17 protein-coding genes and 1 tRNA gene are annotated in these 20,311 nt (G+C 62.5%); 8 read left to right on the top strand and 10 right to left on the bottom strand.

Features of this window, described 5'->3' with window-relative positions:
* Window positions 1–30: 30 nt before the first annotated feature.
* The 5 genes from IF10I1_RS16615 to IF10I1_RS16595 form a co-directional block, all read right to left on the bottom strand.
* Window positions 31–1,080: an ABC transporter ATP-binding protein gene (locus IF10I1_RS16615; protein WP_123194151.1), complete on the bottom strand. Its 1,050-nt coding sequence runs from the start codon at window positions 1,078–1,080 to the stop codon at window positions 31–33.
* A complete protein-coding gene (locus tag IF10I1_RS16610; protein WP_123194152.1) occupies window positions 1,080–2,126 on the bottom strand; it encodes an NAD(P)-dependent alcohol dehydrogenase in 1,047 nt (348 codons plus the stop codon). Before IF10I1_RS16610 ends, IF10I1_RS16615 begins: the two co-directional genes overlap by 1 nt.
* Window positions 2,127–2,133: 7 nt before the next feature.
* Window positions 2,134–2,952: a carbohydrate ABC transporter permease gene (locus IF10I1_RS16605; RefSeq protein ID WP_123194153.1), complete on the bottom strand. Its 819-nt coding sequence runs from the start codon at window positions 2,950–2,952 to the stop codon at window positions 2,134–2,136.
* Window positions 2,949–3,812 carry a carbohydrate ABC transporter permease gene (locus IF10I1_RS16600; protein ID WP_186393589.1) on the bottom strand — a complete coding sequence of 288 codons (864 nt, stop codon included), beginning with the start codon at window positions 3,810–3,812 and terminating at the stop codon, window positions 2,949–2,951. Before IF10I1_RS16600 ends, IF10I1_RS16605 begins: the two co-directional genes overlap by 4 nt.
* A 67-nt stretch (window positions 3,813–3,879) precedes the next feature.
* Window positions 3,880–5,130 (bottom strand): sugar ABC transporter substrate-binding protein, encoded by a 1,251-nt coding sequence (locus tag IF10I1_RS16595; protein WP_186393588.1) that lies wholly within the window; start codon window positions 5,128–5,130, stop codon window positions 3,880–3,882.
* Window positions 5,131–5,265: 135 nt separating this feature from the next.
* Between IF10I1_RS16595 and IF10I1_RS16590 the strand changes: the two genes are divergently transcribed.
* Window positions 5,266–6,204 carry an AraC family transcriptional regulator gene (locus tag IF10I1_RS16590; protein ID WP_186393587.1) on the top strand — a complete coding sequence of 313 codons (939 nt, stop codon included), beginning with the start codon at window positions 5,266–5,268 and terminating at the stop codon, window positions 6,202–6,204.
* Between the two features lie 474 nt (window positions 6,205–6,678).
* Here IF10I1_RS16590 and IF10I1_RS16585 read toward each other — a convergent pair whose 3' ends face one another.
* Genes IF10I1_RS16585 through IF10I1_RS16570 form a run of 4 tightly spaced genes read right to left on the bottom strand, consistent with a single transcriptional unit; the run spans window position 6,679 to window position 10,372 of the window.
* A complete protein-coding gene (locus tag IF10I1_RS16585) occupies window positions 6,679–7,365 on the bottom strand; it encodes an SDR family NAD(P)-dependent oxidoreductase (RefSeq protein WP_186393586.1) in 687 nt (228 codons plus the stop codon).
* The gene (gene pdxA / locus IF10I1_RS16580) at window positions 7,355–8,329 is read right to left on the bottom strand and encodes a 4-hydroxythreonine-4-phosphate dehydrogenase PdxA (protein WP_186424580.1); all 975 of its coding nucleotides are present in this window, start codon (window positions 8,327–8,329) and stop codon (window positions 7,355–7,357) included. The genes IF10I1_RS16585 and pdxA overlap by 11 nt, the downstream gene beginning before the upstream one ends.
* 12 nt (window positions 8,330–8,341) lie before the next feature.
* Window positions 8,342–9,241 carry a dihydrodipicolinate synthase family protein gene (locus IF10I1_RS16575; protein WP_123194159.1) on the bottom strand — a complete coding sequence of 300 codons (900 nt, stop codon included), beginning with the start codon at window positions 9,239–9,241 and terminating at the stop codon, window positions 8,342–8,344.
* A 15-nt stretch (window positions 9,242–9,256) separates the two neighbouring features.
* Window positions 9,257–10,372, bottom strand: coding sequence for an iron-containing alcohol dehydrogenase family protein (locus IF10I1_RS16570; RefSeq protein ID WP_186424579.1), 1,116 nt, complete (start codon window positions 10,370–10,372; stop codon window positions 9,257–9,259).
* Between the two features lie 292 nt (window positions 10,373–10,664).
* On the opposite strand from IF10I1_RS16570, the gene IF10I1_RS16565 reads away from it, so the two are divergent.
* The 5 genes from IF10I1_RS16565 to IF10I1_RS16545 are packed head-to-tail and all read left to right on the top strand — an operon-like array spanning window position 10,665 to window position 16,523.
* Window positions 10,665–11,663, top strand: a complete 999-nt coding sequence (locus IF10I1_RS16565) for a TAXI family TRAP transporter solute-binding subunit (protein WP_186424578.1) — start codon at window positions 10,665–10,667, stop codon at window positions 11,661–11,663.
* A gap of 57 nt (window positions 11,664–11,720) precedes the next feature.
* Complete coding sequence (locus tag IF10I1_RS16560; protein ID WP_186424602.1) at window positions 11,721–13,601, top strand: TRAP transporter fused permease subunit; 1,881 nt, start codon at window positions 11,721–11,723, stop codon at window positions 13,599–13,601.
* An 11-nt stretch (window positions 13,602–13,612) separates the two neighbouring features.
* Window positions 13,613–14,725: an exo-alpha-sialidase gene (locus IF10I1_RS16555; RefSeq protein WP_123194163.1), complete on the top strand. Its 1,113-nt coding sequence runs from the start codon at window positions 13,613–13,615 to the stop codon at window positions 14,723–14,725.
* Entirely contained in the window at window positions 14,725–15,798 is a 1,074-nt protein-coding gene (locus tag IF10I1_RS16550) for a four-carbon acid sugar kinase family protein (protein ID WP_186393580.1), read from the top strand. The genes IF10I1_RS16555 and IF10I1_RS16550 overlap by 1 nt, the downstream gene beginning before the upstream one ends.
* Window positions 15,795–16,523 carry a FadR/GntR family transcriptional regulator gene (locus tag IF10I1_RS16545; protein WP_123194165.1) on the top strand — a complete coding sequence of 243 codons (729 nt, stop codon included), beginning with the start codon at window positions 15,795–15,797 and terminating at the stop codon, window positions 16,521–16,523. Before IF10I1_RS16550 ends, IF10I1_RS16545 begins: the two co-directional genes overlap by 4 nt.
* A 483-nt stretch (window positions 16,524–17,006) precedes the next feature.
* On the opposite strand, the gene IF10I1_RS16540 is transcribed toward IF10I1_RS16545, so the two are convergent.
* Window positions 17,007–17,080, bottom strand: a tRNA-Gln gene (locus IF10I1_RS16540).
* Window positions 17,081–18,137: 1,057 nt separating this feature from the next.
* Here IF10I1_RS16540 and IF10I1_RS22875 point away from each other — a divergent pair.
* Both IF10I1_RS22875 and IF10I1_RS16530 read left to right on the top strand, forming a co-directional pair.
* Window positions 18,138–19,514: a Ppx/GppA phosphatase family protein gene (locus IF10I1_RS22875; protein WP_371341339.1), complete on the top strand. Its 1,377-nt coding sequence runs from the start codon at window positions 18,138–18,140 to the stop codon at window positions 19,512–19,514.
* A complete protein-coding gene (locus IF10I1_RS16530; protein WP_186393568.1) occupies window positions 19,511–20,257 on the top strand; it encodes an RlmE family RNA methyltransferase in 747 nt (248 codons plus the stop codon). Before IF10I1_RS22875 ends, IF10I1_RS16530 begins: the two co-directional genes overlap by 4 nt.
* Window positions 20,258–20,311 lie beyond the last annotated feature (54 nt).

The following is a 20,311-nucleotide window of genomic DNA, read 5'->3' as shown; positions in this document are numbered from 1 at the left end:
AACGCACCCCACGACCTGATAGCGTCGAAGCTAGTTCAACCTCAGACCTGTGCCGGGATCAAATACGTGAATGTCGGGCGCGGCCACGTCGACACCAAGCACCTCACCGATTGCCGGTCTGATCTCTGCAGGAATAGAGACATTGATCTCATGACGGTCGTTTTTGAGACAGATCAGACGGGTTTCGCCGTGGAATTCGTTGCGTTCAACGGTGCCGCGGAATGCCTGTGCATCCTCGCTCACACGGAACGCACCAGGCCGGATGCCAACGGTTACCTCACCCCTGCGTAGATCTGCAGGTGCTGCGAAGCGGACGAGGTCGTCGCCAAGGCAGTCCTGTGCCATCTGCAACTGCAGAAAGTTCATGTTGGGAGTGCCGATGAAACCGGCGGCGAAGACGGTTGCCGGTGTCTGATAGATCTCCTCGGGTGTACCCATCTGCTCGATCCGGCCATCCTTCATCAGAACGATCCTGTCAGCCAGCGTCATCGCCTCCAACTGATCATGCGTCACATAGATGCTCGTGGTCTTCAGGCTGCGATGCAGGCGCGCGATCTCGACGCGGAGGCTGCCGCGCAGCTTGGCATCGAGGTTGGACAGGGGTTCGTCGAAGAGAAAGACCTCTGGAGTCTTGATCATGGCTCGAGCAATCGCCACACGCTGCTGCTGGCCGCCGGACAGTTCCATCGGCTTGCGTGCGAGATAGACGCCAAGACCGAGCGCATCAACCACGGGCGCCAGGCGATCCTCGATCGCAGCCTTGCTGGTACCGGCACGCTCGAGGCCGAAGGTGATGTTCTCGCGTACACTCATGTGCGGGTAGAGCGCATAGTTCTGGAAAACCATGGCGATGCCCCGGTCACCCGGATCGCGGTCGTTCATCCGCTTTCCACCGATCAGCAGATCACCGCCCGAAATCTCCTCCAGCCCGGCAATCATCCGGAGCATAGTGGATTTTCCACAGCCGGACGGCCCGAGGAAGACGACGAATTCATGGTCGTCGATCTTCAGGTCGAAGTCCCGCATGACCTCGAGCGCCCCATAGACCTTTCGGATGCCCCGGCATTCGACAGTGGCCATCAGTTTCCCTCCTCATCCACAACGACTTGTAACTTCACGTCTTCCGGCCGGCCTTCTGCCGCGCGCTCAAAAGCGGCGATGGATTGGTCGAAGCCATAGGTGCCGGAGATCAGAGGCTTGAGATCGACCTTGCCGGCTGCAATCAGGGCCAGGGCCCGGTCGAACACATTGGCGTAGCGGAAGACTGTCTCGATGCGGCACTCGTGGAAGCAGGCTGCGGCCAGATCCACGGCGACCGGCTCCGGGGGCAGGCCGACGAGAACGACAGTGCCCCCCGGACGAACGACCTTGAAGAGATCACGTATCGCCGCCGGTGCGCCCGAGCATTCGAAGACGATGTCGGCCCCCCAGCCTTCGGTTGCAGCGTTGACCGTCTCGACAAGATCGGCCTTCTTGAGATTGACGCCTGTGATGCCGCCATAGCTTTCGGCAAGCTTCAGCTTTGTCTCGGACATGTCGGAGATCAGGACGCGCGAGCAACCGCCCGCAAGAGCGGCGAGCGCCACCATGATGCCGATCGTGCCGCAACCGGTGACGACAGCCGTGTCGCCGGGGGTGATCTTCGCCCGCGCCGCAGCTTGCATGCCGACGGCAAAAGGCTCGACCATTGCACCTTCGGCGAAGGAGACGTTGTCCGGCAACTTATAGGTGAAGCTTGCTGGATGCACCGTCTCCGGGCAGAGCACGCCATGAACCGGCGGCGTGGCCCAAAAGGTAACGGCGGGATCGACATTATAGATGCCGAGCCGGGAAGCGCGCGACCTCGGATCGGGAATGCCAGGCTCCATGCAGACCCGATCGCCGGGCTTCAGATGGGTGACATTGGCACCGATCTCGATGACGGTGCCAGCAGCCTCGTGGCCCAGCACCATCGGCGCGTTGACAACGAAGTCGCCGATGCGGCCGTGGGTGTAATAATGCACGTCGCTGCCGCAGACGCCGACGGTGTGGATGCGGATGCGGACGTCGTCCGGCCCCATTTCCTGACGGATTTCGATGTCGCGCAGGGAGAGTTCGCCGATACGTTCGAGGACCAGTGCTTTCATGGATAGATCAACCTTGCTCAGATTTCTTTGAAAATGCAGCGTTGAGACCACCGGCAAGAACCCCAAGCAGGATCAGCGGCGGCAGGGAAAGAAGGACAACAGCGGCGTTCAGGATGCCCCAGGGCACATTCATGCCGAGCTGAGACATCTCGGACGCGACGATCGGCAAGGTCTTCGCCTTGGAAGTCGTGAGCATCATGGCAAGCAGGAACTCGTTCCAGACGAGGACGAAGGAAAAGGCAATCGCACCGAAGACATGGAAACGGGCGATCGGCAGGGCGATGCGGAAGAAGGTCGCATATGGACCAAGTCCATCAACGCGGGCGGCTTCCTCGACATGCAGGCTGACGCGCTCAAATGCCGGCACCGACAGCCAGATGGTGATGGAAGCGGTGACGATGAGATAGGTAACGATCAGCGAAAGACGGGTGTCGTAGAGACCGAGTCCGAGCCAGATGACCAGCATCGGAATGGCGATTGCGACAGGGGGCAGAAAGCGAAGCGACAGGACAAAGAACTGCGCCTCCGCCGTGATCCTGTTCTTGAACCGGGCGATCACATAGGCCGCCGGCACGCCGAGGATGGCGCCGAGAACGACCGCACTCGAGCAGATGATCAGCGAATTGGTGAGTGCGCGGGCCACCGAGCGGCGGTTCAGAACATAGCTCATGTTATCCCAGACCGGCTGGAAAACCACCTTCGGAGTGGATACCAGAAGGTCGGCGTTGGTCTTGAAGGCGTTGAGCAGCGTCCAGAGAAGTGGCAGCACGACCAGCGCAGCGGCAAGGGCTAATAGAAGCTTGAGCAGAAGGGTGGAGAGCTTCATCGGTTCAGCCTCTTCCAGGTAAAGGTGAAGGTGACGATGGTCAGAACCATCATGATGACGGCCATGGATGAGGCATAGGAGATCTTGCCGGCTTCGATGAAACCTTGCGAATAGGCATACATGTCGAGCGTCTCCGTGGAGATGCCGGGTCCGCCGCGGGTCATCACATAGACGAGGTCGAAGGAGCGCAGGCTTTCGATTGCCTTGACGAGCAGCAGGCTGATCAACGGTGCCTTCAACATCGGCAGGGTGATGAAACGATGGATATCGAAGCGGGTCGCCCGGTCTATGCGCGCAGCCTCCAGCGGCTGTGGCGGCAGGGATTCGAGCAGCTTCAGGATGATGACCGCAAAGAACAGGCCCCACTGCCATACATCGACGAAGGCAACGGCGAGCAGCGCGCCGAACGGCGTGGAGAGAATGTCAGGGGTAATGCCGGTGATTTCCCTGACCGGCCAGGTCAGAGCGCCGTAGAGCGGGTGAAAGGCGAATTTCCAGACAAAGGCGGCGCAGACACGCGGCAGAAGGACCGGAATGATGAACAGCACGCAGAGCAGATTGCGCATGCGGGGACTTGCAGCCTCGAACATTGCGATCCCTAGTGCAATCCCGGTGACCATGGTCGCGGTGACGCTGATAATCTCCCACTTGAGCGACACCCACAGGGCGTTCAGGAAGCGGGCGTCCGAAAACAGCGCCAGATAATTGGCAAACCAGACATAGTCTGCATCAGGCGCCGAAAGGGTGCGGTTCTGCAGGGATATGTTGATAGCATAGATCGTCGGGACGAGCGCCAGAACGATCAGGATGCCCAAAGTGGGCCCAAGAAAGACATATGGTAGCGAGCGGCCGCGGCGCATGGCAGATCCTCGGATGGGAAAAAGGGGCGCGTCGTGAGACGCGCCCAAGGTTGCGGCTTGGGAGGCCTTAGAGTCTGGCGGCAAAGGCTTCGAGTTCTGTCAGCGTCGCCTTGATGTCGGTGCGGCTGCCGGTGATCAGCTCTTCCAGCATGATGCCCCACTGGTTGCCCAGTTCCTGCCAGCGCGGATCCTGCCAGAAGGTGACGGTGGTCCTGTTACCGGTCGCAGCCATAGCCTCCGAGAGGTTCTGGCCAAAGGTCTTGGCATATTCTGGGCTCTGATACGTGCTGGTGCGCGTCAATTCGCCCGGCTGGCCGGCGGCGAGGCGGCGGGTTTCCTGCTCCTTGGAGGTTGCCCAGGCAACGAAGAGACCGGCGCAGGCCTTTTCCTCGTCTGTCGCATTGGCCTTGGAAGCAATGGCAAAGCCATGAGCGTAGCCGCCACCCGGCAGCGGCGACGGCGGTACGGAGAAGGCGACCTTGTCGGCGACCTGGCTTTGGGCCTTGTCGACGGACATGCCGCCGAGCGGTGCAGATTCGATGATGATCGCCACCTTGCCGGAGCGGAAGGCGCCGGTGGATTCGTCCCAGGAGCCGGTCTGAGTGCCTGGGGCAGAATACTTGAAGAGCTCGAGGTAGATCTCGGTCGCTTTCACCGCGGCTTCCGAGTTGAAGGCCGGCTTACCGTCCTTGAACCACTCGCCGCCATTGGCTTTAAAGAAGGGCATCCAACGCCAGACGTTGGCGCCTGAACCGCGCTGGCCGCGCAGGGCCGTGCCATAGACGCCGTTTGCGGGATCATGCAGCTTCTGCACGGCGGCGAGATATTCGTCGAGCGTCTCCGGCGGTGTGATACCGGCCTTTTCGAGGAGGTCCGTACGGTAAACCATCAGGTCACCGCCACCTTGCACGGGGGCAAACCATTGCTTGCCGTCATAGGCCGCAGCAGCGCGCATGCCGGCATCAAAGTCATTGTAGTCGTATTCGGCAGGGTAGAAGCCGTCGAGCGGGACAATCCAGCCGGAAGAGGCAAACAGGGCAAGATTGGCTTCATCGACATAGTAGACGTCAAAGCTGCCGACGGTCGAGGCATCAGCCTGGGACTTTGCGCGGCGGTCGTTCTCGTTGAGATAGCTGATCTCGAAGCCTGCGCCCGAGAGTTTCTCGAATTCGTCGACGTAGTTTTCCAGAAGCGTCAGGCCGTCGCGCGGCTGTGCGAGAACGCGAATGTCGTCGGAGCATTGTGCGGCGGCAAGAGCGCTGGATGCGGCAAGCATGGCGACGACCGCGCAACTGGCGCGGAGAGCAATGTGTGTCATGATTTCCTCCCTTGATGGCAACTCCCTTACCATCGACGGGGGAACTTTTGCGCAAGCGGTCAGCGCGAACTAGTTTGTCACTGGCGAAGAAATGGTACTATATTGACATTTGTGCAGCACAACATGAGACGATGAATGCCTATGGCATCAGATTTTCCACTCTCGGTTTCGGAAACGTTTACTGCAACGCGCGAGCAGATTGTGCTGCCCGGCGGCAAATCCTATCTGATCCGGCGGGATGACTATCCCAATCCGATCTGCATCTGGAACTATCATCCCGAATGGGAGATTCACTTCATCCCCGATGCCAGCGGCTTTGCCTATGTCGGTGACTATATTGGCCCCTTTCGTCCGGGGCATCTGATGCTCACGGGCACCAATCTGCCGCACAACTGGATCACACCCGGTGCACCATCACTTCCCGGCCGTGACATGGTCCTGCAGTTCGATGCAGATGCTTTGATTGGTATTCGCGCGGTCTGTCCAGAGTTTGAGGTGCTCCACCGGCTCAAGCCGCTCGCCCAGCGTGGAATTGAGGTTCTGGGCCCGGAGGCCTTTCAGATCGGAGCGAAAATTCTCGAACTGCACAGCGCCGGCCACCGTGGCTCGCTGGGGCTGTTTCTTGAGATTCTGCAGGACATCGAGGCGGCACCGCAGAAGCGGGTGCTGGCAAGCGAGCACTTTTTGTCGGTTTACAATCAGGTGTCGGATCGCAGGTACCGACGCATTGATCAGGCGATCCAGATCCTGCAGTCGGATCCGGCTGCGCAGATGCACGAGGTGGCGGAACAGGTCGGTTTCGAGCCCTCAGCCTTCTCGCGCGCCTTTCGGCGCCTGACGGGCATGAATTTCTCCGACTACAGCCGGTCGGTCCGTATCTGGCGAGCCCGCACGCTGCTTGCAGAAACCGAGACATCGATCACCGACATCTGTTTCGAGGCCGGCTTCAACAATCTGTCGAACTTCAATCGGTATTTCCGGCTGGAGACGGGCCTCACACCCCGAGCCTATCGCAAGGCCGCGCGTATCAGGGCGAAGTCCATCATCGGAGGGGCTTCGGGACAACTTATCTAGGGGATGGTCTTGCCGCGAGACCATCGATCTGTTGCAGCAACCGCTTCCTGCTGCGCGATCTTCAAATGTCCGGCCACAGGATCCAGCAATGGCGACTTCTGGCGTGGATGCTCTGTCCTCGACGTGAAGTTCTGGCCGATGTGCTCGCCTGAAGTTCTGCCATTCAGAACTGGAATTTCGCCTTTGTGCTCCCGCCTGCGGGCAAGGGGAGTTTGATGAGGGCATCGAGACACGCGGAAGCGCAGATCGTGCTGGATCTGAAGCAGGCGGAAAACCAACGCCAGCCTGAGGCGCTCCGGGATGAGCCGGCGGCGCGTTTCCCTGGTCAAAAGCCGGCTCAGTCCTGCGTTAAAACCCGCGTTGCATGAGCTTTATACAAGGTCTTCCGGTGCGGACACATCACGCCTCGAAATTGCTCATGCGCCGCACGGGCTTGGCCAATCCTCAATGAGGCGTGCTCATCGGGGGCAGGTCTTAGAGCGATGCTCCGCCGCAGAGGACAAGGGTCTGGCCAGTCATGCTGGCTGCCGCGTCCGACAGCAGGAACGCTGCAGTTCCTGCGACCTCTTCGGGCAGGACATAGCGGCCGATGGGCGGATATTCCGGTCCCACACCCCGCCGGGCAGGGTCACGCAGCATGGGGGTATCCGTGGCCGCTGGCGCTATGACATTCACCGTGATGCCGCGCGAAGCGAGTTCCGCCGCAACCGAACGGGCAAGGCCGGTGAAAGCCGCTTTGGATGCAGCATAAAGCGCCTTGCCCTTTGCTCCCGTCGCGACTCGGCTGCCGATCAGTACGATCCGCGCACCCTCGGGCATGGCCGGGGCGAAGTGCTGGATCAGTTGCGCGGCGCAGTCGACGTGCAGGCGCCACATCTGGGCCCCCTCCTGACGCGACATCGCGGCGTGATCTCCAACGCGCAGAACTCCTGCGGCGTGGATCAGCGCTTCGGGTACAGGGATATCCTGCAAAGCGGCGGCAAGAGCGTCCTCGTCCATCAGATCAACAGGCAGATGCGTGAAGCTGGTTCCCAGTTCCTCAGCAGGCTGGCGGCGGCTGAGACCGGTGACCTGCCAGCCGCCGGCCAGCAGGCGCTTGCAGATGGCCAGCCCGATGCCTGAACTGGCGCCGGTGATGACGGCGTGGCGGTTACCGGGCATGGCGCTTCGCTTCAGCCAGGCGGCGCGCATAGGACAGCGCGCTCAACATGTTCACATGGTTTGCCTTGCCGGTGCCGGCAATGTCGAACGCCGTGCCGTGATCAACTGAAGCCCGGTCTATCGGCAGTCCAAGCGAGACATTAACTGCTGTGTCAAATGCCACCAGTTTGATCGGAATATGCCCTTGGTCGTGATATTGGGCGACGACAAGGTCGAAGTTCCCTTGATAGGCGCGGTGATAGACGGTGTCTGCCGAGATCGGGCCCTGGACATCAATTCCTTCGGCCCGTGCAGCGGCCACGGCAGGGGTGACCTGGACATCATCCTCGGTTCCGAACAGGCCTGACTCGCCGCAATGCGGGTTGATGCCGGCAACGGCGATGCGAGGCGCCGTGACCCCCATGCGCTGCAGGTGCCGGTGCCCGGTGCGGATCGTTTCGAGGATGCGCTCGGGCGTGGCCCGGGTTATGGCATCTCTCAACGCAACATGGGTTGAGACGTGGATGACATTCAGCCGTTCCGAGGCAAGCAGCATCCAGCTGCCCTTGCTTCCTGTCAGATGAGCCAGCAGGCCTGTGTGGCCGTCATAGTGATGTCCGGCCGCATTCAGGGCTTCCTTGTTGATGGGAGCGGTGACGATGCAGGCAACGTCACCCGCCTGCGCCATCTCGACGGCTGTGCAGATATAGCGGTACGACGCCTCGCCGCAGACCGGTGACAGCACACCGAAGCGGTCCGGCAGACCCGCGACAGAGACGTGCCGCACCCGGAGCCCGCCAGCTGCATCGCCAAGTTCAAGGCTGAGGCCGAGCGCATCGCGGGCGCGTTCCAGCACCACTAGGTCTCCGACAACCACCAGACCCGCACGCAGATCTGGAGAAAGATCGGCAGCGGCACGCAAGGTCACTTCGGCGCCAACGCCGGAAGGGTCACCCATCGTAACGGCTATAAGGGGGCGGGTCATGCGTGGCTCCGTTCAGGCGGTTGCGGCAAGGCCGTGGCTTTCCAGGATCACGCGGATTGCGGCATCCTGTTCCGGATTGGGCAGCAGGGCAGGCTGACGCGACGCTCCGACGCGCGGGTCAGAAAGATAGAGCGCCCGCTTTACAACCGCCGGAGGATAACCCAGGGCATAGAGTTCGGTCCGCAGGGCACCAAAGCGTGCCTGCGCAGCCCCAGCTGCGTCCATATCGCCTGCATTGAAGGCGCGGACGATTTCCGCAAGCAGATGCGGCGCAACGTTGCCAAGCCCGGAGATTGCGCCGGCGGCACCATTCTGCAGCGCCCAGAGAACAAGGTGATCCGGTCCCGACCAGACGCCAAAGTCCGGCGCATTGCGCGAAACCTCCAGGTACTCTTCCAGAGTCTTCTGGCTGCCGCCGCTGTCCTTGATGCCGTGGATGTTGCCGTGCCGTGCAAGGGCTGCCGCCGTTTCCGGCTCGATATGGTTCTGCGTGCGCGCCGGTATGTCGTAGAGATAGACGGGTACGTCCACCGCGTCGGCGACGGCTTCGAAATGCCGGCGGAGCCCGTCCTGCGTGCAGGCAATGAAATAGGGGGTAATGACGGATATGCAGTCGACGCCGAGAGCGGCGGCGGCCTTTGCCAGCCGCACCGTCTCGAAGGTGGAAGGTGTGCCAACATTGACCATGACCCGCATCCTGCCCTCGTTTTCGGTCAGTACGGCCTCAGTCAGAGCCAGTTTTTCGTCGAAGAGCAGAGCGGTGAAATCGCCGTTGGTACCGGCGCAGAGAATATCGTTGCCTGCTTCAACCTGACGGCGTACTTGCGCCCGGCATTGATCGAGGTTCAGCGTTTCGTCGCCGTTGAAGCAGGTGACTGTGGCGACAAAGGCGCGGCAAGCGGCATGTGTCATGGGAACTCCAATGGCTCAATAGGCCGCGCGGTAAAGCGCGAGGATGTCGCTGCGGGACAGATCCCGCGGGTTATAGTCAAGAAGGCGGCGGATGGCATGGGCTTCGCCTGCCATCTCGGGCAGGTCATTTTCCGGAACCGCATGATCCCGCAGGCGCATTTTCAGGCCAAGGCCTGCGCAGAAGTCATTAGCTGCCTCCGCCAGAGGGCGGTTCCTGGAAAGGCCGAGCGCTTCCGCGACATGTGCGGTCTTTTCACGGCAATGCTCGGCGTTCGCGGCCAGGACATGCGGGAAGATCAGCGCATTCGCCAGTCCGTGCGGCAGGTGATGGCGGGTTCCGAGCGGATAGGCGACCGCATGCCCCGCAGTTGTATTGACGGGGCCGAGGCAGACGCCGCCGTAGAATGATGCCAGAAGCAGGGCGGCCCGCGCCTCAAGGTCACCGCCGTCGCGGACGGCGCGCGGCAGAAAGCGCCCGACAAGCCGGATGCCCTCCAGTGCATAGTGGTCGATGACCGGATGCGCGCGGCGGCTCGTGAAGGCCTCGACACAGTGGGCGAGTGCATCGATACCGGTGGCCGCGGTGACACCTGCGGGAAGCGAGACCGTCAGTTCAGGATCGAGGATCACCATATCCGCCAGCATGTGGGGGCTTTCCGTGGCGATCTTTCGCTGCGTGCCGGGCTCGGTGACCAGTGCCCGGGTTCCTGCCTCGCTGCCGGTCCCAGCGGTCGTCGGGATTTGCAGCAGTGCAGCATCACGGGAAGGGGCGCGGTTCAGCCCGGAGATCCCCTCGAACGCACTGGAGGGATCTATCATTACCGAGACAAGCTTGGCTACGTCCATGGCGCTGCCGCCCCCGAAGCCGATCACGGCATCGGGCTTGACGTCGCGGGCTGCGCTGACGGCCGTATTTAGATCAGTCAGGTCAGGCTCGGGCCGGACGGAGATGCAGCAGGTGTCCGCAGGCTCAAGGCCTAACACGTGGAGGCGCGCCGCGTTGAACGCATCCGCGATGACGATGGGCCGGGACAGGTTTCGCGCACTCAGCCATTGCTTTGCCTGTGCGGCTTGGTTTGCGCCAATTCGTATGCAGCCGGGCTGCAGCAATTCTAGGGGCTTATCCAGCATGGCATCCTCCGGTGCTTGTGGTGCATTAATGGCCTTGGAGTTACAACTTGTCAACATGACGATCAGCCAGATTTAAGGCGATATTTGAGTGGTTCTTGAATTTAATTAATAAAATCAACGGATAAAATGGTTTCTTCGTCATCTGAAATTTAGTATCCAGTTTCCTTTGTCGAAAATTAATTGACAAGTTATCATCTGAAGCGCATTGCTTATGTGCCTTGCAAGGAGGGTGAGGTGGAGGCTGGCCTGATGCTGGCCGGAAATCAGGGTGTGCGACATCAGGGAGGACGACATGAAGCATTTGAGGACAGCGGCCATCGCGGCTGCGCTTTTTACAACGCCGCTGGCAGCCTATGCCGATCAGGTGCAGCTGCGGCTCATCAGCCAGGAACCAGGCGGTAGCTGGTACTCTTACGGCTCGACCTTTGGCGAGATCATCGAGGCGTCGGAGGGCGCGCACAAGCTGTCGGTCGAAGTGCTCCCGCGCGGTGGCGGCATGACCAATCCTGTGGCCGTCAGCCAGGGGGCGGCTGACCTCGGATTTGTCTCTGCTGCCGCAGCCGTGTGGGCCCGTGACGGGATCGGTGAGGAATTCAAGGGGCGCGAGGCAAGCAACGCCCGCGCAATTCTGGGTGGTTTGCAGCTCGCCTATACGACGATTGCGGCGCGCCGGGATTATGTGGAGCGCAGCGGCCTCAAGACCTTCGACGAGATGGTGGCATCGGACAATCCGCCGCGTTTCGTGCTGAAGCCGGCAGGTTCGCAGGTGCCGATCCTCGCAAACTACATGTTCGAGGCCCTGGGCAGCAGCCTTGAGGACATGCGCGGCCGTGGTGCAATCACCCAGATCAGCACGGCACAGATCGCGCAAATGCTGCGTGATGCGACTGCCGATGTCTACATCGAGAACTCTCCCGTTGGTCAGGCCACCATGTCGGAGGTGACGCTCACCACGCCGATGGTCTTTATTCCGGCCAGTCAGAAGGTTCTCGATCATATGACCCAGCTCGGCGCGCCCGAAGCTCAGATGCCCGAAGGCAGCTACCCAGGGCAGGACGGCGCGTATCTGACCTCCATGACGCCTACGATCCTGATCGCCAATGCCGACATGGATGAGGAGGTTGCCTATCAGCTGACACGGGCGTTGGTCGAACAGCGGGAACGCATCGCCGCAACCTTCCCAGCGCTTGCTGACTGGAACCCCGAAGCTGGTGCGCAGCCCGATCAGGCCGTGATCGAGCTTCATCCGGGGGCTGCACGCTATTACCGCGAGCGCGGCTGGATCCAGTAAGCAACGGTCGGCCGCCGCGGTAAAGCGGCGGCCTGTTCGGAAGGGGAGGAGCCCGTGATGAGCAGATACTTTACCTATAATGCGCTCTGGCGGGTGCTTCAGGCTGCGCTCTCGTTCGCCTATGTCGGCTTTCTTTTGGTGCAGTTTTTCCGCCCGTCCTCTCCTTTGACGGCCGCGAGCTTCCACGTCTTCATGGCAACCGCGCTGGTATTTGCCTGGACGCCCCTGGACTGGCAGGGGCAGGCAACCCGCTTAGCCGGCAGACTGCTGGACATTGCCGGGGTCGCATTGTCGTTGATGGTGGTCGTTCTTTACGCGGGCGAAATATTCCGCCTGGAGCGGCGCTTCGAGATGATTGATCCCATCCTGCCGGTCGATATTCTGCTGCATGTTTTGGGTCTCGCGCTGATTTTCGAGGCTGTGCGGCGTTCGGTTGGCTGGTCACTGCTGGCGGTGGTGCTGACGTTCCTTGCCTACGCTTATCTGGGGCCTTGGTTCCCCGGCCTGATGCGCTTTCCAGGCTTCGATCTGCCGACGCAGGCGGAACTGATCAGCATGAAGACTGACGGCATCTTTGGCGTAACCGCCAGTGCAGCGATCAATTTTGTCTTTTACTTCGTCCTCTTCGGATCGGTCTTTGCCATCACCGGGGGAGGGCAGCTGTTCATCGACCTTGCCATGCGGATGACGGCGCGGCTCAAAGGCGGAGCTGCAAAGATGTCGCTGGTTGGCTCCGCGCTTTTCGGCATGGTGTCGGGCTCGGCGATTGCCAACACCACTTCGACGGGTGTTCTGACAATCCCGATCATGAACCGTTCGGGCTACAGCAAAGAACAGGCCGCTGCGACCGAGGCCATTGCGTCAACTGGTGGGCAGCTGATGCCGCCGATCATGGGCGTTGCAGCGTTCGTCATGGCCGACATGCTGGGCATTCCCTATGTCAATATTGCCGCAGCTGCGCTGATCCCGGCGGCGGCCTTCTACTTCGCACTCTATGTGATCGTGGATCTGCGGGCGCGAAAGTCGGGGGTTGGCGATGTCGCCCCCGAGCTTCTAAACATTCCCCCGGTTCTGCCGCGCCTTCACCTGCTGGCCGCGCCTGTGGCGATGATTGCGGCGCTGGTGGCAGGGTATTCGGCCCCTTATGCCGCGCTGGTCGGCACGGCCATTGCACTCGTGGCACCGCTGCTGCGCAAGTCGACGCGCTACAACATCCGCCAGCTTTTTGAAACTGTTCTCGACACAGCCAGACAGATGGCCTGGATTTCGGCTCCACTGGCTGCCGTCGGCGTGGTCATGGTGGTGGCGACGCAGTCGAACCTGGCCTTGAAGTTCGTGAGGCTGCTGTCGGACATGGGCACCGGGAATCTCTATCTCTCGCTGCTGCTCGTTATCTTCGGTTGCATCATCATGGGGATGGGGTTGCCAACCGTTGCGGCTTACATCATCGGCTCGCTTGTCTTTGTTCCTGCGCTGATGGACCTGGGCGTCGAGCGATTGGCCGCAAACCTCTTCGTTCTCTATTATTGCGTGCTGTCAATGGTCACACCGCCCGTGGCGCTGTGCTCCTATGCGGCTGCAGGTATCGCCAAATCGGATGCCAACAAAACCGGGCTTCTGGCCTTCGGTTATTCGCTGGTGATTTTTCTCGTGCCGTTCGGCTTCATCAATGATCCTCACGTGCTTTGGCAGGGCAACCCGCTACAGATTGCCGTTGGGGCGGCCGGAATGTTCCTGGCCACCTTCTGCTGGGCCGTCTTTCTGATTGGCTGGCTGCGCGGGACACTGACCTTACCCGAGCGCATCGGCTTTGCGATCCTCAGCCTCGCACTGGTTGTCACGCCGACACTGTCCACCGGCTGGCTGATTTCTGTGGCCCTGGCTGGTTTCCTGCTTCTCTGGCGCTTTGCCTTACGCCCCCGTTTTGTCACCGCCTGAAGGAGGCTTGAATGACCGATACCATCATGGCTGAGACAGCCTTCCCCGCCATCAGCCTGCCGGCGCACCGCGTGCAGAACCACGCCTCATTCCTTCATGAAATGCCCGATGGGACCATCCTGTGCGCCTGGTTTGGCGGTACGATGGAGGGCAAGTCCGATATCTCGATCTTCCTGTCGCGCTTCGATGGCACAAGCTGGAGCGAGCCGGTTCAGGTGTCCGGCGATCCGGCGCGCTCCGAACAGAACCCGGTGCTTTTCACAGCGCCGGATGGCCGGTTGTGGCTGATCTACACGGCGCAGCCTGGCGGCCGGCAGAACGAGGCCGAAGTTCGCTTCCGCATCTCGGACGATGGCGGCACAAATTGGACCGAGCCGCGCGCTCTTTGGCCGCAGAAGGGCATCTTCGTGCGTCAGCCGGTTGTCGTAACCGGGGACGGGGCATGGCTGCTGCCCGGCTTTCGCTGCCGTGCAGCGCCGGGCGAGACCTGGACCGGCGAGAATGATGACAGTGTGGTCATGGTTTCGCGCGATCAGGGAGCCAGCTGGCAGATCCACGAGGTGCCGGGCAGCCTTGGGTGTGTGCACATGAATATCGTCCCGCTGACCGATGGCCGGATGGCCGCTTTCTACCGCAGCCGGTGGGCCGATCATATCTGGCGCTCGTATTCTACGGACGGGCTCAGTTGGAGCGCGCCGGAGCCCGCAGGTCTTCCGAACAACAACTCGTCAGTTCAGGCTATCCGTCTGACGGACGGGCGCCTCGGCATCGTCTACAATCACGCCAGTCGTGCAGATGCGGGGGGGCGGCGGGTCTCGCTCTACGATGAGATCGAAGAAGAGGACGGCACACCTGCAGCCGAGCCTGGCCGGGCGTTCTGGGGCGCGCCGCGCGCGCCGCTGTCGCTTGCCCTATCCCCGGACGACGGGCAAAGCTGGCCGCAGCGGATCGATCTTGCATTCAGCGACGGCTACTGCCTGTCGAACAACTCGGCCGATCAGGTGAACCGCGAGCTGTCGTACCCCTCGATACTGCAGGACCGGCAAGGCAGGGTACACGTCACATGGACGCATTTCCGCCAGTCGATCCGGCATATGATCGTGCCGCTTGACGAGTGCGGCTGATGAGCGGACCGCGGCTGCTGATCGTTGCCGACGACCTGACTGGCGCTCTGGACAGTGCAGGCGAGGCCGCACGGCTTGGCATTGCGGCGCGTGCCTTTCTGTCACCTGCGGCTCTGGCCGCAGCGGAAGGACAGGCCTTGCCGCCGGTTGTCGCCGTCAGCACCGGCAGCCGCGAGGGAAGTGCCGCAGCAGCTCTTGAGGCAATGGACGCGGTCTGCGCCACTTTGCCTTGGCTGTCGCCCGAGGCCGTGATGAAGAAGGTCGACTCACGGCTGAAGGGTCATGTGTTTGCCGAAACCGCCCGGCTGGCCGCTGCTCTCGGCCAGTCGCGGCTGCTCGTCGCCCCCGCTCTTCCCGACATGGGCCGTATCCAGCAGAATGGATTTCTCAGCGGCAGCGGTATTAGCCAGCCCATCGGGATTGCCGGTCATTTCGAAGGTCTGTCAGCCGAGGTGCCCGAGATCACCGATACAGACCAGATGCAGCGCGCCGTGGAATCCGCAGGGCTTCCGGTTGGTGCCCGTGCGCTGGCCGCAGCCATGGCCGAGCGCCTCTGGCCCGGAGCGCGGCCGGTCGCCACGCCGCGTCTTCATGGCCCCGCAGTTCTCGCCATTGGTTCACGCGATCCGATCACGCTTGCACAGGCCGGGCGGCTGGAGATACCGCTCCATGCCGCTCCCGACGGAGAACTGCGCCGGGACATTCCGTTCAGCACCTGCGTGGTCCAGATGGTGCCCGGCGGCACGGGCCGCCCGCCGGCCGAGGCAGGAGCGCTTTTTGCCCAAGGCGTTGCCAGCATCCTGCTGCGGGAAACCATCGCCACTCTGATAGCCTGCGGCGGCGAGACCGCGGGCGCAGTTCTTTCCCGGATTGGGATCGGGTGTCTTGATGTCTGCGGTCTTGCGCTGCCGGGTATTCCGGTTGCGCGCGCCACGCTACAAGGCGCGCGCGTCCTTCATGTGGTCACCAAGTCTGGTGGGTTCGGAGGGCCGGACACGCTGGCGCAACTCGTCAATCTGGTCGATAATCGTGCGGCAGCACTTGCAATTGTCAACTACGGGATCATCGCTTGAAAGAGCCTCGGCAAAAATCTCGGCCTTCCTTCGCCGATCATGTCTACAACACGCTCTACGGGCGGATCAGCAACGGCGATTACCCGCCTGACGAGAAGCTCCCTTCAGAGACGGCACTGGCCGCTGAGATCGGCGTGTCGCGCCCGGTGCTGCGGGATGCACTGGAGCGGCTGCGGGCGGAAGGGCTGATTGTCTCGCGTCAGGGGGCGGGGAACTTTGTCCGCCCGCACCAGGCCCGGACCTTGGGCTATGGCCGGATCGAAACGATCGCCGATATTCAGCGCTGCTATGAGTTTCGGCTGACGGTCGAGCCACAGGCTGCTCGTCTTGCCGCCGAGCGGCGGAATGACGAGGCCTTGGCCAGGCTCTCGAACGCACTGGACCTGATGAGGGCGGCCACCGGGTCGATGCTGCACCGTGAGGATGCGGATTTTACGTTCCACATTGCGGTGGCACATGCCGCCAACAACACTTTTTTCGAAGCTACGCTGAGAGCGCTGCACGAGCAGATCTCGGCGGGGATGAAGATGCATGGCCAGTCGTTGTTGCGGGAGGGAGCCGCTGGCCTGGAGCGTGTGCTGCACGAGCATCAGGCGATTTTCGAGGCGATCCTTGCGTCTGACGGAGACGCAGCGGCTGACCGGATGCGCGAGCATGTGCTTCATTCGCAGGCCCGGCTGTTCGGTGGTGCGAGCATCGACTTGAGGATGCCGGCCAAAAAATAGGGCGCAGCCACTTCACGCCTTATTGTCTGCGGAGAAGCCGTTAGCGCAAGCCTGCGGCTCGAAAAACAGGCGATCTGGCCTGCCATATCTCATCGCCCTCGACCGTCCGTCCGGCTTTGGCGCGCAAGATCGCCTTGGAGGTCTTCTCGATCGGATTTCAGGCCGGGCCGTCGGGTGTAAGCTAGAGTAACCGGTATCCAGCACCTCCAATGGCCTGACGCCGTCTCCGGTTCTGTGTGCCGGGAAAGTGCCGGTGATGGCAATGCCGATCGGTGCCATGGTTGGAATGCGGGTGCTACGCCCGGTGACGCTACCTTAAGTTTTATCGAACGAGACACGGGATTGATCTGAGGTCCCCCGGTTTCGAGGTTAACCGGAACCGGAAACTCCCGGGGCATCAGTTCCGGGCATCGGGCCACCAGTGACTCCAAACCAGAACGGGCACGATCGGAAAACCAGTGATGCAGGGGCTTTCAGGAAAGTTGGCTGGGGAACCTGGATTCGAACCAGGACTAACGGAGTCAGAGTCCGTGGGTCTACCGTTAACCTATTCCCCAGTAGACGCCTTCTTGGCGGGCGGCGCTTGGTGGCGCTGCGATGAGGGGGCTTATAGCGGCTTGGGGGCGGGGGATCAACTGGGGAGAGGCAAAAAAATGAAACGGCTGCGCGCCTGTGGATGAATGATCTCAAGCGCTTGGAAAAATGGCGGAATCCGGCCCGGAAACCGGGGTCATGAGACCAGTCCTGTTTCTGCCTTGCCATAACTGCGGGTCTGCGGGCGTGGCCTGCTGGTGGCGGTTCGTCCTGCGGATGTTTCTTCCGGATGCTTCGTTCGGATGCTTCGTCCGGTTTTGCCGGGTGGTTTTGAGCGCCCCTAAGCTGTCGTTGCGTCTTTCCTGCCTCTTGCGCTTTGCCGCCTTTGCGCTGCGGCAGGCAAGCTGATACACTTTGCCCAACATTATCTTGTTGCGCGCGCTGTCCTCTTGAGGGGCTCCTCCTGGGTGACTGGCGCCGGCGCAGAAGGGCATTCAGGTGGAAGAGCACGGTCAGGAGGCTGCCCCGGCACGGGAGCGGCAGGCTGGTGCGGCTTCGGTTCAGGATGCGCGGTCCGGCAAGGGCCCGCGCAAGAAGCGCCGTTCCAAGGGCAGGGGCGGCGCCCAGAAGCGAATCGAGAACGGGCCAGTTGCGCCCGGACCGCAGGCGGAAACGTCTTCGGGGCCGCGTCCGGCAAAGAAGAAGCACAGGCGCCGTCCGCGCGCCGATCAGCGGCCCAATCGTGCCGAGCGGCGCGCCTGCCTTCAGGGCGAGGATGGTCCTGCCGCCGGCGGCGCAGAGCAAACCGCCAGTTCCAAAGCTGCCGGTCCCATGGCTGCCGGTTCCAAGGCTTCCAGTCCGCAGGGCGGGCAGGCGGGGTCCGGTCATGGCGGGCGGAACGGGCAAACAGGCCCGGGTTCTGCTTCTGCTTCGGGCTCCGGTTCTGCTTCCGGTTCTGGCAACCAGCCGCGGCATGCCCGTGGCGGGCGCCCCGGTTTCAAGGGACGGAGCGCTGGAGCAGCTGCAGGGGCGTCTTCAGGGCCATCTTCAGGGCCATCTTCAGGTCAGCCTTCCCATCAGCTGCTGGACAGCCCGCAGCTTTCCGGTTCCGGCACCGGAAACGAGGCGGGCGATCTTGCAACGGGGCAGGCAGCCCATCCCGGCGCGGAGACGGACGGGGCAGGCGGGCGTGGCCGCAGGCGGCGGCGCGGGCGCGGTGCGGCGCGCGGCGCGCATTCTGCATCCGCCCATCCGGCCCCGCGCGGTGCTTCCGGGCCTGATCAGGCTGGCGGGGAGCAGGCTGCTCACCCGGCTGCTCACAATGCCGCCCGGCAGGCTGTGGAGCCGCGCCAACAGCCCCGGCCACAGACGGGCCATGACCTGCCGCAGGTGCGCCGCTCCGGCTATGAGGCAGGGCGTTCCGGTGAGGCGGACGGCGATCTTTATGCCGCGCTTGACCTTGGCACCAACAACTGCCGCCTGCTGATCGCCAAACCGGACGAACGGGGCTTTCGCGTCGTCGATGCCTATTCGCGCATCGTGCGCCTGGGCGAGGGGGTGGGCGCCAGCCGCCGCCTCAGCGAGGCGGCCATGGAGCGCGCCATCGAGGCGCTGGACAGCTGCCACCGCAAGCTGGCCGAGCGCGGCGTGCGCCGCTCGCGCCTGATCGCGACGGAAGCCTGCCGCGCGGCGGAAAATGGCGAGGAGTTCATCGCCCGCGTGCAGCGGGAAACGGGGCTGGCGCTGGAAATCGTCAACCGGGAAACGGAAGCCCGGCTGGCGGTGGCGGGCTGTGCCTCGCTGGTGGACCGGGATGCGGATGGCGTGCTGCTGTTCGATATCGGCGGCGGCTCGTCGGAAATCGTCTGGCTGGATCTGCGCAACCGGGGCGGGGCGCGCGGCTATGCGCTGACGCGCTTCATCCGTGCATGGGTGTCGCTGCCGGTGGGCGTCGTCAATCTGGCGGAGCGCCACGGCGGCATGGACGTGAGCCATGAAGTCTTCGAGGCGATGATCGATGATGTCAGCAGCCATCTCGATGGCTCGGTGCTTGGCGCCGGGCTCCGCGAGGCGATGGCCTCCAGCAACATGCACATGCTGGGCACCTCCGGCACGGTGACGACGCTGGCGGGCGTGCATTTCGGCCTGCGCCGCTATGACCGGCGCCGTGTGGACGGAGCCTGGCTGGCGGATGAGGATGTGTCGGCCATGGTTGCCAAGCTGCGCGACATGTCCTACCGGGAGCGGGTGGAGAACCCTTGCATCGGTGCGGACAGGGCCGATCTGGTGCTGGCGGGCTGCGCCATTCTGGAAGCCATCCGCCGCCGCTGGACCTGTGCGCGCCTGCGCGTCGCCGACCGGGGTCTGCGCGAGGGTATTCTGACCGAACTGATGGCTGCGGATGGCGTATGGTCCCGCGGCGGACGCGGCCACAAGGGCCAGAAAGGAAGATCATGACAGGCGGCAAGCGCGGAGCGGGTGATCGCGGCCTGCATGTGCGGGTGAAGACGGCGGCCAAGCGCAAGGAATCCTCCACGCGCTGGCTGGAGCGGCACCTCAATGACCCCTATGTCCGCCGGTCCAAGATCGACGGCTACCGGTCGCGGGCGGCCTACAAGCTGCTGGAAATCGACGAGAAGCTCAACCTGCTGCGGCCGGGCCTGCGCGTGGTGGATCTGGGCGCCGCGCCCGGCGGCTGGTGTCAGGTGCTGGCCGATGTGGTCAAGTCCACGCCGGAAGAGCCGCTGGTCGTCGGCATCGATTATCTCGACATGGACCATCTGCCGGGCGTCGTGCTGCTCAAGAAGGATTTTCTTGATGAGGATGCGCCGGACGCGCTGATCGCCGCCCTTGGCGGGCACAAGCCGGATCTGGTGCTGTCGGACATGGCGGCGCCCACCACGGGCCACCGCAAGACCGACCATCTGCGCACCACGCATCTGTTCGAGGTGGCGATTGATTTTGCGCTGACGAATCTGGCACCGGGCGGGGCCTTCCTTGCCAAGGTGTTCCGGGGCGGCACGGAGAATCAGCTGCTGACCGACCTGAAGAAGTCCTTTGATTCCGTCGCCCACATCAAGCCGCCGGCCAGCCGCAAGGAAAGCCCGGAGCTTTACGTGGTCGCCAAGGGATTCCGGGGCAATCGCGCTGCCTCCCGCGATCCGCGCCTGCTTGAGGGCGAAGGAGACGGGGAGGACTGAGGTCCGGGCAGGGCGGCGGTGTGGCCGAATGGAAGACTGCTTCAATCATCCATT

The sequence above is a fragment of the Pannonibacter sp. I15F10I1 genome (assembly GCF_900185665.1).
Taxonomy (GTDB): Bacteria; Pseudomonadota; Alphaproteobacteria; order Rhizobiales; family Stappiaceae; genus Pannonibacter; species Pannonibacter indicus.
The sequence above is the reverse complement of the archived record's forward strand: the minus strand, read 5'-3'. Positions and strand labels throughout refer to the sequence as shown.

Bases quoted from the DNA above. Each gene is read 5' to 3' on its own strand.
- IF10I1_RS16615 (WP_123194151.1), bottom strand. From the start codon at position 1,080: ATGGCCACTGTCGAATGCCGGGGCATCCGAAAGGTCTATGGGGCGCTC.
- IF10I1_RS16610 (WP_123194152.1), bottom strand. From the start codon at position 2,126: ATGAAAGCACTGGTCCTCGAACGTATCGGCGAACTCTCCCTGCGCGAC.
- IF10I1_RS16605 (WP_123194153.1), bottom strand. From the start codon at position 2,952: ATGAAGCTCTCCACCCTTCTGCTCAAGCTTCTATTAGCCCTTGCCGCT.
- IF10I1_RS16600 (WP_186393589.1), bottom strand. From the start codon at position 3,812: ATGCGCCGCGGCCGCTCGCTACCATATGTCTTTCTTGGGCCCACTTTG.
- IF10I1_RS16595 (WP_186393588.1), bottom strand. From the start codon at position 5,130: ATGACACACATTGCTCTCCGCGCCAGTTGCGCGGTCGTCGCCATGCTT.
- IF10I1_RS16590 (WP_186393587.1), top strand. From the start codon at position 5,266: ATGCCTATGGCATCAGATTTTCCACTCTCGGTTTCGGAAACGTTTACT.
- IF10I1_RS16585 (WP_186393586.1), bottom strand. From the start codon at position 7,365: ATGCCCGGTAACCGCCACGCCGTCATCACCGGCGCCAGTTCAGGCATC.
- pdxA (WP_186424580.1), bottom strand. From the start codon at position 8,329: ATGACCCGCCCCCTTATAGCCGTTACGATGGGTGACCCTTCCGGCGTT.
- IF10I1_RS16575 (WP_123194159.1), bottom strand. From the start codon at position 9,241: ATGACACATGCCGCTTGCCGCGCCTTTGTCGCCACAGTCACCTGCTTC.
- IF10I1_RS16570 (WP_186424579.1), bottom strand. From the start codon at position 10,372: ATGCTGGATAAGCCCCTAGAATTGCTGCAGCCCGGCTGCATACGAATT.
- IF10I1_RS16565 (WP_186424578.1), top strand. From the start codon at position 10,665: ATGAAGCATTTGAGGACAGCGGCCATCGCGGCTGCGCTTTTTACAACG.
- IF10I1_RS16560 (WP_186424602.1), top strand. From the start codon at position 11,721: ATGAGCAGATACTTTACCTATAATGCGCTCTGGCGGGTGCTTCAGGCT.
- IF10I1_RS16555 (WP_123194163.1), top strand. From the start codon at position 13,613: ATGACCGATACCATCATGGCTGAGACAGCCTTCCCCGCCATCAGCCTG.
- IF10I1_RS16550 (WP_186393580.1), top strand. From the start codon at position 14,725: ATGAGCGGACCGCGGCTGCTGATCGTTGCCGACGACCTGACTGGCGCT.
- IF10I1_RS16530 (WP_186393568.1), top strand. From the start codon at position 19,511: ATGACAGGCGGCAAGCGCGGAGCGGGTGATCGCGGCCTGCATGTGCGG.